Origin of the sequence: Pseudoalteromonas sp. TB51, assembly GCF_000498055.1 — a bacterium.
Taxonomy (GTDB): Bacteria; Pseudomonadota; Gammaproteobacteria; order Enterobacterales; family Alteromonadaceae; genus Pseudoalteromonas; species Pseudoalteromonas atlantica.
Genome location: NZ_AUTO01000287.1, coordinates 1 through 12,692, shown reverse-complemented (window position 1 = coordinate 12,692; position 12,692 = coordinate 1). Strand labels below are relative to the sequence as shown.

General features: G+C 39.6%; 11 protein-coding genes. 9 read left to right on the top strand and 2 right to left on the bottom strand.

Features of this window, described 5'->3' with window-relative positions; all coding sequences use genetic code 11:
* Nucleotides 1-110 precede the first annotated feature (110 nt).
* Nucleotides 111-593, top strand: a complete 483-nt coding sequence (locus tag L650_RS0117110) for a winged helix-turn-helix transcriptional regulator (RefSeq protein ID WP_004587169.1) — start codon at nucleotides 111-113, stop codon at nucleotides 591-593.
* Between the two features lie 112 nt (nucleotides 594-705).
* Here the strand turns inward: L650_RS0117110 and L650_RS0117100 are convergent, their stop codons facing one another.
* A complete protein-coding gene (locus tag L650_RS0117100; RefSeq protein WP_029773863.1) occupies nucleotides 706-1,311 on the bottom strand; it encodes a TIGR04211 family SH3 domain-containing protein in 606 nt (201 codons plus the stop codon).
* A gap of 215 nt (nucleotides 1,312-1,526) precedes the next feature.
* Between L650_RS0117100 and L650_RS0117095 the strand changes: the two genes are divergently transcribed.
* From L650_RS0117095 to L650_RS0117085, 4 genes are all read left to right on the top strand, one after another.
* Nucleotides 1,527-3,047 (top strand): CYTH and CHAD domain-containing protein, encoded by a 1,521-nt coding sequence (locus L650_RS0117095; protein ID WP_024034312.1) that lies wholly within the window; start codon nucleotides 1,527-1,529, stop codon nucleotides 3,045-3,047.
* 163 nt (nucleotides 3,048-3,210) lie between these two features.
* On the top strand, nucleotides 3,211-4,020 hold the full coding sequence (locus tag L650_RS0117090) for a phosphate/phosphite/phosphonate ABC transporter substrate-binding protein (RefSeq protein WP_029773862.1): 810 nt from the start codon (nucleotides 3,211-3,213) through the stop codon (nucleotides 4,018-4,020).
* The gene (locus L650_RS24610) at nucleotides 4,007-4,753 is read left to right on the top strand and encodes a HAMP domain-containing protein (RefSeq protein WP_223230596.1); all 747 of its coding nucleotides are present in this window, start codon (nucleotides 4,007-4,009) and stop codon (nucleotides 4,751-4,753) included. The genes L650_RS0117090 and L650_RS24610 overlap by 14 nt, the downstream gene beginning before the upstream one ends.
* Nucleotides 4,750-6,258: an ATP-binding protein gene (locus L650_RS0117085; RefSeq protein ID WP_262974697.1), complete on the top strand. Its 1,509-nt coding sequence runs from the start codon at nucleotides 4,750-4,752 to the stop codon at nucleotides 6,256-6,258. The genes L650_RS24610 and L650_RS0117085 overlap by 4 nt, the downstream gene beginning before the upstream one ends.
* A 24-nt stretch (nucleotides 6,259-6,282) precedes the next feature.
* On the opposite strand, the gene L650_RS0117080 is transcribed toward L650_RS0117085, so the two are convergent.
* A complete protein-coding gene (locus tag L650_RS0117080) occupies nucleotides 6,283-7,800 on the bottom strand; it encodes a S10 family peptidase (RefSeq protein ID WP_029773861.1) in 1,518 nt (505 codons plus the stop codon).
* 337 nt (nucleotides 7,801-8,137) lie between these two features.
* On the opposite strand from L650_RS0117080, the gene L650_RS0117075 reads away from it, so the two are divergent.
* The 4 genes from L650_RS0117075 to L650_RS0117060 form a co-directional block, all read left to right on the top strand.
* A complete protein-coding gene (locus tag L650_RS0117075) occupies nucleotides 8,138-9,358 on the top strand; it encodes a response regulator (protein WP_029773860.1) in 1,221 nt (406 codons plus the stop codon).
* A gap of 221 nt (nucleotides 9,359-9,579) precedes the next feature.
* Nucleotides 9,580-9,918: a P-II family nitrogen regulator gene (locus tag L650_RS0117070; protein ID WP_004587162.1), complete on the top strand. Its 339-nt coding sequence runs from the start codon at nucleotides 9,580-9,582 to the stop codon at nucleotides 9,916-9,918.
* A gap of 12 nt (nucleotides 9,919-9,930) precedes the next feature.
* On the top strand, nucleotides 9,931-11,160 hold the full coding sequence (locus L650_RS0117065) for an ammonium transporter (RefSeq protein WP_029773859.1): 1,230 nt from the start codon (nucleotides 9,931-9,933) through the stop codon (nucleotides 11,158-11,160).
* Between the two features lie 149 nt (nucleotides 11,161-11,309).
* On the top strand, nucleotides 11,310-12,692 hold a 1,383-nt coding region (locus L650_RS0117060), incomplete at its 3' end, for a transglycosylase domain-containing protein (RefSeq protein ID WP_174380543.1).

Genomic DNA, 12,692 nt, shown 5'->3' with positions numbered 1-12,692 from the left:
TGATGTAATGCGTGCATTCTAATTAAATTTCAGCAGAATATGCTGGTTAAATTTCACGATTTACGATAATTTACAGGGCATATTTTCAACTTATCCGTATAAAATTCTGTATGACAAGTCCAAATAGATTACGCCTGCTTGATCGTATCGATTTAGCAATATTAGACGTTCTTCAAAAGAACGGCAGAATTTCTAATGTTAACCTAGCAAAGCAGGTTAATTTAAGTCCTAGTCCATGCCTTGACCGTGTAAAACGTTTAGAGCAAGAAGGCTATATAGAAGGGTACTTTGCAAAGCTTAGCGAACAAAAGCTGAATCAGAGCTTAGTAGCGCATGTGCAAGTATCGCTGGTGACGTCTAACACGGCCGTTTTTAAAGTATTTAAAGAGCATATACTTAAAATTGAGCAAGTTGTAGAGTGCGATATGGTAGCGGGAGGGTACGACTACCTGCTAAAAATTAGGGTCTCGGATATGGATGAGTATCGACAGGTGCTAGGAGACTTGGTCGATATTCCGGGAGTAGGTACTCACCATACTTACATGGTAATAGAAAAAATTAAGCAGGATCCTGGTTTACGTTTGGATGTTTAAAAACCAAATGCTTATTGCAATACATTACACACACATTAAAAAAGCACCTAAGGGTGCTTTTTTAATGATTAGCCAGCGGCTATTAAACTTAGTTAACCAAGGTTTAGGTTAATTAAGCCCACCCTTCGTAGCGCTTACGGCGCGAAAGTACAACGGTAAGTATAATACCTAAAAACAAACCTATAAAAGCAATAGCGCCACCATAAGTAAGTAGTTGGCGTTTTTCTTTTGCAGTGGCAGCTTGTTTTTGAGCACGTTCTTGCTCAAGTGTTGATTGCAGCTCAGTAATTTGTTGATTAAGCAACTTGTTTTGATTAGTTAAGCTTTGATTATGTTCTTGTAACTGAGGTAGCTCAACTTGTGCTTGGCGTAGTTTGTTTTGCACTGTGCTCATTTCGCTACTGAGTGTTTGATACTGCTGATGAAGCCCTGGCGTTTGCGATATAAATTTAGACTCAACCCAACCTTCACGGTCTTTATCGTCTTTTATTTTTATAAAGCCGTTTTCTTCTTTTGATAGCACGGTTAATTTAGTACCCGCATCTACAGAGCCAAGTAAGCGGTAGTTTTTACCTGCGCCAGAGCGCATAAAGGTATATAGATTATCGATTATATAAGCTGAATTTGCATCAGATGAATTGGCTGTTTGAGCTTCTTGTGCTTGGCTTATAAACGAGGTGGCTGTTAAAAGTAGCCCTAGTAAACAGTGTTTTAGCATTTATCTACCTTGTTAGTCTATCCGTGTCCGTTGTGGTTGTGATTGAGATTTTCACATAAGTAGTGAGATAGTATGGATTAAACGCGTTAATAGCAAGGTTGATATTGTAACCCTGTGCGGGTGTTGCTCAGCCAAAAAGGTTAAAAAATTTGCAAAATGAGGTGGCTTTGTTTATTTTGAGCACTTATTTATTTTAAAGGTAATCCTCAACCCTAATGGATACTGAGATAGAACTGAAGTTTTTGGTATCAGATGCCGTTGTTCCACTGATCCCCTCGCTAATCACACAATTTGCTAAAACGGTTATTAATAAACCTTCACGTAGTTTGCAAAATGCCTATTACGATACCCCAAGTAGAGAGCTTAGAGCCCTTGATATAGGTTTTAGAACCCGCTGTGCCGACAGTAAATGCGAACAAACAATAAAGCTTGCTGGCGAAGTTGTGGGTGGGCTACACCAACGTCCTGAATACAACTTACCAATTGAATCAAGCCGTCCTGATTTATTAGCATTTAATAATGCTATTTGGCCTCATGGTATGCAAGTAAATGCTATTAGCGATAATTTATATCCTATTTTTAGCACTAACTTTATTCGTCGTACTTGGTTAATAGAAACCCCAAATGGCGCAAAAATTGAAGTCGTGCTAGATAAAGGCGAAATAGCAGCATCGGGTAAGGTTGATATTATTAGCGAGCTAGAAATAGAGCTTGTTGAGGGCAACAGAGACGAGCTATTTGCTTTGGCAGATAAACTTGTTAGCCAAAACTGTATTCGTTTAGGGCTTTATTCAAAAGCAGCTAGAGGCTATCGACTAGCCGATGAAACACCGCTTAAACCAAGTAAGTCTATTGGGTTTGTAAAATTAAAAAAACAAGCAACTCAAGAGCAAGCACTAATAGAAGCCATGAACTTTGGTATTCGTTTTGTGCAAAAACATGAGCAGTGTTACTTTGACAAACCAAGTTTAAAAACGCTCAAACGTGTGACTGATGGCATTAGCTTAATTAGGCATAACTTTTGGTTGTTTGACGATATTGTAAGTAAAGACAGTACTGAGCAATTAAGAACAGAGTTAAAGTGGCTGTTAAGTGAATTAGCCTGGGTTGAAAATGCAATTCAGCTAAAAACTTATACATCTAAACGCCATGCATTTTATAAAAAAATAAATGCAGCGCCTGCATTAGCGCAAGTTATTAACGATTTAAAAGAGCTACAGCCAAGCATTGATGATATTAATGCTTTGTTTCAAAGCGCGCGATACAACCGTTTATTGCTGTCGTTGACTACTTGGTTGGTAGATAAACAATGGCGTAAGTTTTGGGGGCAAACTCAGCTACAAGCGGCAGAGCAGCCAGTAGCTAAAATTGCAAAACGTTTATTTAATAAAGATTGGCAAAATTTAGATAAGTTACTTCCTAAAGAGCAAACGCTTACAGCACAAGATTATTTAAGCTTACGCACCCAATTAGAAAACAGCTTATTAAGCGGTAATTGCTTAGGGTCATTGTTTGACAAAGAAGAGCGCTTAGAATTTAGACTGCCGTGGCTGGATATTTCTCATGGTATGTACGAGCTCAGCACGCTGGAATATTTAAAGCAGCTTTGTGGCGGGCAAGAAGACGAGCAGTTGGCTAAAATTCAACAGTGGCTAGATCAAAAGTCAGATTACTTAGTCAGTGCAATGGAACAAAGCCGTTTAGCGTCTTTTGATATAGAGCCGTACTGGCAATAATATATTTAAGCAGGTGTGTATGGGCGCCTGCTTTTATCTTTTTGTTGAAACTTTCTTAAACCTCCTAAATTAAATAACCTCTTAATTTCTACGTAATAAAAATGGTGCGTTAGTCACTCGTTAACTATGCTTATAGTCATAAACCTACAACGGTAAGACTAATATGAAGTGTAGTGTTGTTTTGCTTTTTTTATTCAATAGTATGGGTGTCTATGCTCAAACCTTTACTTTTGGTGTAGTTCCGCAATATGAGCCTCAAAAACTCACTGCAATATGGCAGCCCTTTCTTAATAAAGTAACCGAAAAAACAGGCGTGCAACTAAAGCTTGTTACCGTGGAATCAATCCCGGTTTTTGAGCAAGGGTTTGCAGATGGCGATTACGATTTTGCTTATATGAACCCATGGCATAGTGTGATTGCTTTCGACAAGCAAGGCTATTTACCTATAGTGAAAGATGCTGCGCGCCATTTGCAAGGCGTATTAGTGGTCAATAAAAACAGTAATATTGAATCCGTTGAGCAGCTTGAAGGCGCCGAAATTGCTTTTCCTGCGCCTAATGCATTAGGCGCTTCTTTATTAATGCGGGCGGAGCTTGCCCTATTGTATGGCTTAACAATAAAGCCTGTGTATGTACAAACGCACTCATCTGTTTATTTAAATGTGGCACTTAACGCAACGCCTGCTGGCGGCGGGGTAATGGGCACATTAAAGCAACAGCCTCAAAATTTGCAGCAAAAGCTAAAAGTTATTTACAAAACGCGTAAGGTTAGCCGCCACCCCATTGTGGTTCACCCTAGAGTAAATAATCAGGTACAAGCGCAAGTTCAACAAGCAATTATAGAAATAGGGAGCGACCCTAAACAAAAACACTTATTAGCGGGTATTCCTATAATTAACCCAAGTAAAGCAAGCATTGACGATTACAAACAATTAACGCAATGGGGTTTACGCTCGTTTTATGTTGAAAATTAACTGGTGGCGCAGCCTAAGGGTTCAAAGCTTTATTGCGGTAATGGCATTTGGCTTTTTATTAATATGCTTATTTATTTTTTACGCTTTGCCAGAGCAAGCTAGGTGGGTAAACGATGGCCTTTCTAGCGCAGCGCAGCGCTCTTTACAGCAACTATCTACATCAATAAAAACCCCTTTATTAACTCGCCAATACGCACAGCTGTATGAGCAAATAGACGCGCAACTTAATACAAACCCTAATTGGAAAGCAATTAGAGTAGTAGAGCCGACTACAGGTATTCAGTTATATCCTTTAGATGAGTGGCAGCTGTTAGCGCAGCAGGGCAATGTTACGTTAAATGAGCACATTACTTTTTTAGATAAACCTTTGGCTGAAATAACGTTAGTCGTTAATTTTGAAGACAAAATAAACGAAGCGGCCAAGCTACATTACACGTTAATTTATATTCAGTTTTTTATACTTGTGGTGTTTTTTATTGGCTTAGCTTGGTTGGTCGATTATAGAATTACCAGCCCTTTACGGGCGCTCGAAGTCGCCTTTTCTAAACTGGCTAAAGGGAACTTTGATTGCCACGTTAGCGTTCAGCAAAAAAATGAGATTGGCAGCGTCATAAATGCATTTAATAAAATGGCCGGTGAGGTTGCTACTAATCATCAAAAAGTAAACGCGCTGAGAATTCAAGCCNAGCCGAGTCGGCCAGTAAGGCTAAGTCTGACTTTATGGCGAGTATGAGCCATGAGCTTAGAACGCCGTTAAATGCGATTTTAGGGTTAGCGCAGCTTTATCAATATGATAGTAAAGCAACCGAGGTACACAAAGACAATGCGCAAAGTATTTACCAAGCTGGGGAGCATTTACTTTTACTAATAAACGACGTGCTAGATTTAACTTCTATTGAGTCGGGGAATATGCAGTTTAATTTTGAATATGCCTCCGTGAAAGACATGCTACAGCATAGTATTGAAATGGTGAGCGAACTTGCCAGAGTTGAGCTTGTTACTATAGATACTCACAATATTGACTCCCTTGAAGGTATTTACTTATATGTAGATAAGCGCCGTTTTAAACAGGTACTGCTTAATTTACTTTCCAACGCAATAAAATATAACAAAGTGCGAGGTAAAATAGATATACGTTGCGAGATTGCTGATTCAAGCCGCTGTAATATTGATATTGAAGATACAGGGTGCGGTTTTTCAGAAGATGATATTTTAAGGCTTTTTAAACCCTTTGATAGACTAGGGGCAGAGACCAGTAAAACACATGGTACGGGCATAGGTTTAGTTATTACTAAAGAGCTTGTAGAGCGTATGCAAGGGCAGCTACAAGTAAATAGCCATATAAATAAAGGCGCGTGTTTTACCATTAGCTTTAATAGTTTTAAAGAAAGCGCTTTAACCACTATACAAGCTGATGAGCCGATAAATCACCCCAGCAGTGAGCCTGCAAACTCAGCCACAGGTAAACTCCCAGTATTAAATGTGCTGGTGGCAGAAGATCAACTGACTAATCAGCAGGTTTTAAAGCAGCAACTGACCATGCTTGGTGTTAATTCAACGTTTGCAAATAATGGTGAACAGGCCTGGCAAATGCTCCAAGATAAGTCCTTCGATATGTTACTTACCGATATTCAAATGCCGTTGCTAAATGGCCTTGAATTGGCTAAAAAAATCCGAAAAAACACACAGTTCAATGAGCTAATAATTATTGCTGTTACGGCCAATATAATGAAAAAAAACATACAAGATTGTTACAGCGCTGGGATGAACGGTTTTTTAACTAAACCGATAGAGCTTGAAAGCCTAAAAGCACTGTTAATGAAACACTCGCAAGGCATTGTTCCTTCGCATACACAGCCGCTGCAAATTACAGCGCAAGCAAGCTCTATGTACAGTCAATTAGATATGCCTTTATTGTTTTCGATGTTAGGAAAAGATACGCATGTACATTGTTTAGTATTTCAGGCGTTTTTACAGACCGCTTATGAGCAAGTTAAATTAATTGAAGCGTATACACATAGTTTAAATTACGCCGATTTATCTTTTCAGGCGCATGGTTTAAAGTCATCTGCTAAATCGGTTGCAGCGTTAAAGTTAAGTGATACCTGCCAGCAGATAGAAAGCTTAGCCGCGCAAAATAGGGTCGATGAAGCGTTATTATTTGCACTACAAACAGGATTTAATGAAGTGGTTACACAGTTAAAAGTGTACTGTAATAAACATGAGGCATCTTCTTAATGCCTCATGTAATGGCCCTTTTAATTAATATTTAGCGGCCTGCCCTTTAGCGGGTAGGGAGCTTAAAATGAAGTCGCGTAAATCGTTATTTGAAAGCTTAAGATCTTCATGTCTTAGGTACATCATATGGCCGCTGCGGTACCCTTTAAAGCTTAACCTGTCTTTCATTTTTCCACTAGGGTCAAGCTGCCATAACGTGTATTTAGCATCAAAGTAATTTGTTGCGCCATCGTAGTAACCCGCTTGAATCATGACGTTTAAATACGGGTTTTGCGCCATCGCTAAACGTAAGTTTTCGCCGGTATTATTTTTACTGCGATCCCATGGGTGAACATTGCCAAATAAGTTGTATTTTACATCCGTTTTATAGTTGAGCTCTTCACGCAGGTAATAGTTAATTGCAGGCGTAAATGAGTGCAGCCAAGAGGTAAGCTCAGCCCAGTAATCAGGTGATTCGCCAGCATCGCGTTTATCAATACCTAAATAGCGCGAATCTAGACGTCCGACAGTTTGTCCACGCTCACGTAAAAGTTCTTTCCAAAAAAATCGAGTGGGAATATCTAAGTTGTTTTGCGCTACAAACTGCTCTGAAAGACCAGCATATTCGGCCATTTTCTTTATTATTTGGCGTTTTTTATCGGCATCGATAAAGCCACCTTTAGCGAGGGCAGGAATAAGCTCATTAATAGTGAACTGCTCTACTTCGGGTAAAAGTTCATTGAGATCTTTTTCTTGCAAGTTTTTATTCAGTGCTTTGTGATACCACGCAGTTGCAGCAAAATAAGGTAAGCGATTAGCCGCTTTTATAGGGCCGTCGCGTTTTATACCAATATCGGTCGGCGATACTAATACCACCCCATTGATGTACATCCATTGACTGTTTTGTAGTTCATGGGCAAGGCCTGATACACGAGTAGTGCCGTAGCTTTCTCCAATTAAAAACTTAGGTGAGCGCCAGCGCTCGTTTCGATTAACAAAGGTATTTAGCCATTCAGCTAAGTATTTTATGTCGGCATTCACACCAAAAAAATGCTCTTTTTGTTGCTCTTTCGAAAGCATTTCACCTTTGGCGTTTTCTACTACGCGTGAATAACCTGTATTTACCGGATTTACATAAACAATATCTGCTACATCTAACACAGAGTAGGGGTTATCTTTTACGCCATAAGGCTGAATGGGGTAGCCTTCGTCATCAATTTTTAATACGCGTGGGCCAGTATAGGCTAAGTGCATCCATACAGATGCAGAGCCTGGGCCGCCATTAAACGATATCAGTAATGGGCGAGCTGCGGTGTCATCGACTTTATCTCGTGTGTAATAGGTATATTGTAAAGTGGCAATGGCATCGCCATTATCATTCCACACCGGCTGAGTGCCTGTTTTAACGGTGTAGCTAAAGCGTTCACCATTAATTTTTGCTTTATGCTTAGTGACTACGTGGCTATCAATGTCTATTTTTCGTTGGTTTTCTGCTGTTGCAGTACTGCTAAGCAATACGATGGCAAGCGCTAAGGTGTAACGAGTTAATTGGACAAGCTTCATTGTCGTTCCTTATTTTTGTTTAGATGCTATTTAAAATAAAAAACACACAAATAACAAAAGTATTGAGATTAATGGTCGATAATACTGGTTAAGTCTAAACTTATACACGGCGTGTTTGTTTATTTAGGGTTAATTTATCCTAGCGTGTTTAGCTTAGCTAAAAAATCAAGTATATTTGATCGACTTTGTATTTGAATTAAATACAAGCCTTGCGCTTACATTAATGGACCTAGCCTACTTACTGGCTACATAAACAGAACTTTACTGGATGTTTTTCATAGCTTGTCGCTTCAGTGCAAGTTTAAGTACGTAAAATAATAAGATTAAAGAGAAGTTTATGCAAAGAGTATTAGTGGTTGAAGACAGTAAAGTAGTGCAGCAGGTGCTACGCCACTTAACGGCTCAATATTTAGATGTCGCTGTCGATTTCGCATGGTCATTAAATGAATGCCAAGACTATATTGAGAAACATAAATACTCGCTGGCTTTAGTTGATTTAACTTTGCCTGATGCACCTAATGGCGAGGTCGCTAAATTTACACTTTCACACGCCATTCCTACTGTGGTACTTACCTCAAAAATTGATGAATATAAGCGCCAACAAATGCTAGAGCTTGGTGTTATTGATTACGTAATTAAAGACAATCGCGATTCATACCATTACGCTATCAAGTTAGTGGCTCAGCTTCTGAGAAATCAAGGCTGTAAGGCGTTGGTTGCTGATGATTCGGTGTTAAGCCGCTCCTTAATGAAGCAAATGCTAGAAAAGCAATTATTTGATGTAACCGATGCGCAAGACGGTCAGCAAGCACTCGAAATAATAAAAAGTAACCCTAATATAAAATTGCTCATGACCGATTATGCGATGCCATTAATGGATGGCTTTGAATTGGTTAAAGCGGTGCGTAATTTTAGAGGGCGCGATGATTTGGCCATCATTGGGCTTTCGGGGGCAGGTAAACATGGGTTATCGGCTCGGTTTATTAAATACGGTGCCAACGACTTTTTAACAAAGCCATTTATGAATGAAGAGTTTCATTGTCGTGTTATGCAAACAATGGAGCAGTTGTCACTGATTGCGGATATTAAAGAAAGTGCTTACAGAGACTATTTAACGGGTATGTATAACCGCCGTTATTTTTACCAATATGCAGAGCAACTATTAAAAAAACAACAGCAAAATACGCTTGCATTACTCGATATAGATTTTTTCAAAAATATTAATGACACCTTAGGCCACGAAGCGGGCGATCAGGCACTAAAGCAGGTAGCCACGTTAATTAAAACTACGTTTTCTAAGTTTACCGTTGCGCGGGTGGGCGGCGAAGAGTTTGCCATTATATTAGATGATATAGACACGGCGCGTGGGCGAGAGTACTTAGAAGGCTTTAGAAAAAAACTCGCTAAACATGAATTTTTAATCGATGAAAAACCGTTTTCTATCACCATCAGTATTGGTGTTGCTGATTTTCAAAACACTGATTTAACTCAAGCCATGCGCATCGCAGATGCGGCCCTTTACGAAGCCAAAAACAATGGCCGAAACTGTGTTGTGTAAATATAAAAAATAACACTAATTACAAGCTAGTAGGGCATCACTTTTGGTGATGCACCAATGTAGCTAAGTTGTTAAAAAAGCGCACCTTGATGGTGCGTTTTTTTTGTTTTAAATTTACTGTTCATCCTTATCTTATTGATATTAAGTGTTTTTTAATAGTGGCATAAAGGTTGGATTATGTAAGCCAACAGGATAACAATAAAGCGTCCGAGGGGGCCACTATGAAAATGATTAGTGCAATCATAAAACCATTTAAATTAGATGATGTGCGTGAAGCGCTCGCTGATTTAGGTATTGAAGGGATGACCGTAGTTGATGTTAAAGGTTTTGGACGTCAACGAGGCCATACAGAGCTGTATCGTGGAGCAGAGTATCAGGTAGATTTTATTCCTAAGATCAAACTTGAAATTGCTACTCGTACTGAAAATTGCCAACGCGTAGTTGAAGCAATTACCAAAATTGCATCAACAGGCAAAATTGGTGACGGTAAAATTTTCGTGTACGACTTAGATCAAATTGTGCGTATTCGTACGGGCGAACTTGATGAAGAAGCAATTTAAGGGGGCTGATTAATGGAAAACACAATTGTAGAACTCAAATTTTCACTCGACACCTTTTATTTTCTGGTGTCGGGTATATTAGTAATGTGGATGGCAGCAGGTTTTGCCATGTTAGAAGCGGGTTTAGTTCGCTCTAAAAACACCACTGAAATTTTAACTAAAAACGTGGCGCTGTATTCTATCGCATGTACCATGTTTTTATTGGTTGGCTACAACATCATGTATGTAGACAACGCTGAAGGCGGCATCATCCCTTCAATTGGCGCATTAATTGGCACGCAAGCGGCCGATGCTGACCACTCTTTAGAATCTGACTTTTTCTTCCAAGTAGTATTTGTTGCAACGGCTATGTCGATTGTATCGGGTGCGGTTGCTGAACGTATGAAGTTATTTGCTTTCTTAGCATTTGCAGTTGTTTTAACTGGCTTTATTTACCCAATGGAAGGTTACTGGACATGGGGCGGCGGTTTCTTATCAGAAATGGGCTTTGTAGATTTTGCAGGCTCTGCAATTGTTCATGGTGCTGGTGCTGCAGCTGCTTTAGCAGGTGTTATTTTACTTGGCGCTCGTAAAGGTAAATACGGTAAAAACGGTGAAATTTACCCAATTCCAGGCTCTAACCTACCACTTGCTACATTAGGTACGTTTATTTTATGGATGGGTTGGTTTGGTTTTAACGGTGGTTCGCAATTACTTCTTTCAGACAAAGAAAATGCAACAGCTGTAGGTCAAATTTTACTTAATACTAACGCTGCTGCTGCAATGGGTGCAATTGCTGCACTGTTTGTATGTAAAGTGTTGTGGGGTAAAGCTGATTTAACTATGGTACTAAACGGCGCATTAGCAGGTTTAGTTGTTATTACAGCAGACCCACTTTCACCATCTCCATTAATGGCGTGTTTACTAGGTATTTTAGGTGGCTCACTGGTTGTATTTAGCATTGTAGCTCTAGATAAAGCGAAGATTGATGACCCAGTAGGTGCTATCTCTGTTCACGGTGTATGTGGCGCGCTAGGTATTATGTTAGTGCCTGTATCTAACGGCAATGCAAACTTTGTAACACAGCTTATTGGTTTAGTGACTATTTTAGCCTTTGTTTTTGTAGCTTCATTTATTGTGTGGGCTATTTTAAAGCAAACTATGGGTATTCGCGTAACCGAAGAAGAAGAGCTAAGCGGTATGGACCAACACGATTGTGGTGTTGATGCTTACCCTGAGTTTGTATCTGTTCGCAGTAACTAATATTAAATAGATTAATCATTGTGTTCACAAAGCCCTACCTTGGTAGGGCTTTTTTTCGTTTCAGGGAAGGTTAACTTTTCAGGTGTTAGGCTATACCCAATATGCTAAGCTCACACTCGTGAATAAACCTTGGAATAAATTACACTTAAATGGCTGACAACAAAAAAACACCCAGTAGTAAAACCACTCCTAAGCGTGCACCTAAAGCAACCAGCTCGCCACGTAAAGCTAAATCAAAAACGACTAAAAAAACGTCAAACACTGTTGTTAAACGCACATTTATGCGAAAAACATGGTCTGTTTTTTGGAAATTGAGCTTAGCTGTTTTTATTGCTATGGCCATGTATCTTATTTATTTAGATTCAAAAACAACACGTATATTTGAAGGTAATAAATGGCAGTTACCTGCCCAAGTATACGCACGCTCAATGGAGTTTTACCCAGGGCAGTTTTTATCTAGTCAAGAGGTTGTGTGGGAGCTTGAGCGCCTAAATTACTCGTCAGTTAATAGGCTAAGTCGCACGGGGCAGTTTGTAAAAACAGCCGATAGCATAAAAATTTACCGACGCGACTTTGAGTTTTATGATGGCCTTGAAGAATCGCACATTATTGAGCTACGTTTTGCGGGGCAAAAGGTAGCAACCATTAAAGATAAATTTGGCAGGCGCCTAAACAGCGCTCGCCTAGAGCCTGTGCAAATAGCCCGTATTGGAAATGATTCAAAGCAAGATAGAGAGTTTGTACCGCTTGATAAGTTTCCGCCTATGTTGAAAGACACGTTATTAGTGGTAGAAGATCGGGATTTTTACCAGCACCATGGTGTGTCGGTATTTTCTATTTTGCGCGCGCTTTATTCAAATATTAAAGCAGGGCGTACCGTGCAAGGTGGTAGCACCTTAACGCAGCAGCTTGCAAAAAATATATACCTAACGCGTGAGCGTTCTTTAGTGCGTAAAATAAATGAGGCATTTATTGCGCTTATTCTAGATTACCGTTATTCAAAAGATCAGATTTTAGAAGCTTATTTGAATGAAGTTTACCTAGGTCAGTCTTATAACCAAGGCGTGCATGGCATGGGCTTGGCCTCTGAGTTTTATTTTTCAAAGCCTGTTGATGAGTTGGAATATGACCAAATAGCGCTGCTGGTGGCGATGGTCAAAGGGCCTTCGTATTACAATCCTCGTCGCTATAAAGAACGCACTATGGAGCGTCGCGACTTAGTACTGCGCTTAATGGTTGAAAACAAGCTACTAACTACAAAAGAATACCGTGCATCACTTAAACGCCCAATTGATATAGCGCCTATGAAAGCAAGTTTACAAAAGTCATACCCTGGCTTTTTAGAACTTGTAAACCGTGAGCTTAAGCAGTTATTACCTGATCAAAAAACACTAGATGCCGGCGTGCGTGTATTTACTTACTTTGATTTGCAAAAACAAACGGCGATGGAAGAGTCCATTCAAAAAAGTTTACCGTATTTAGAAAAACGCCCTAACACCGATAAACTCGAAGCAGCCATGATCTCAGTTAAT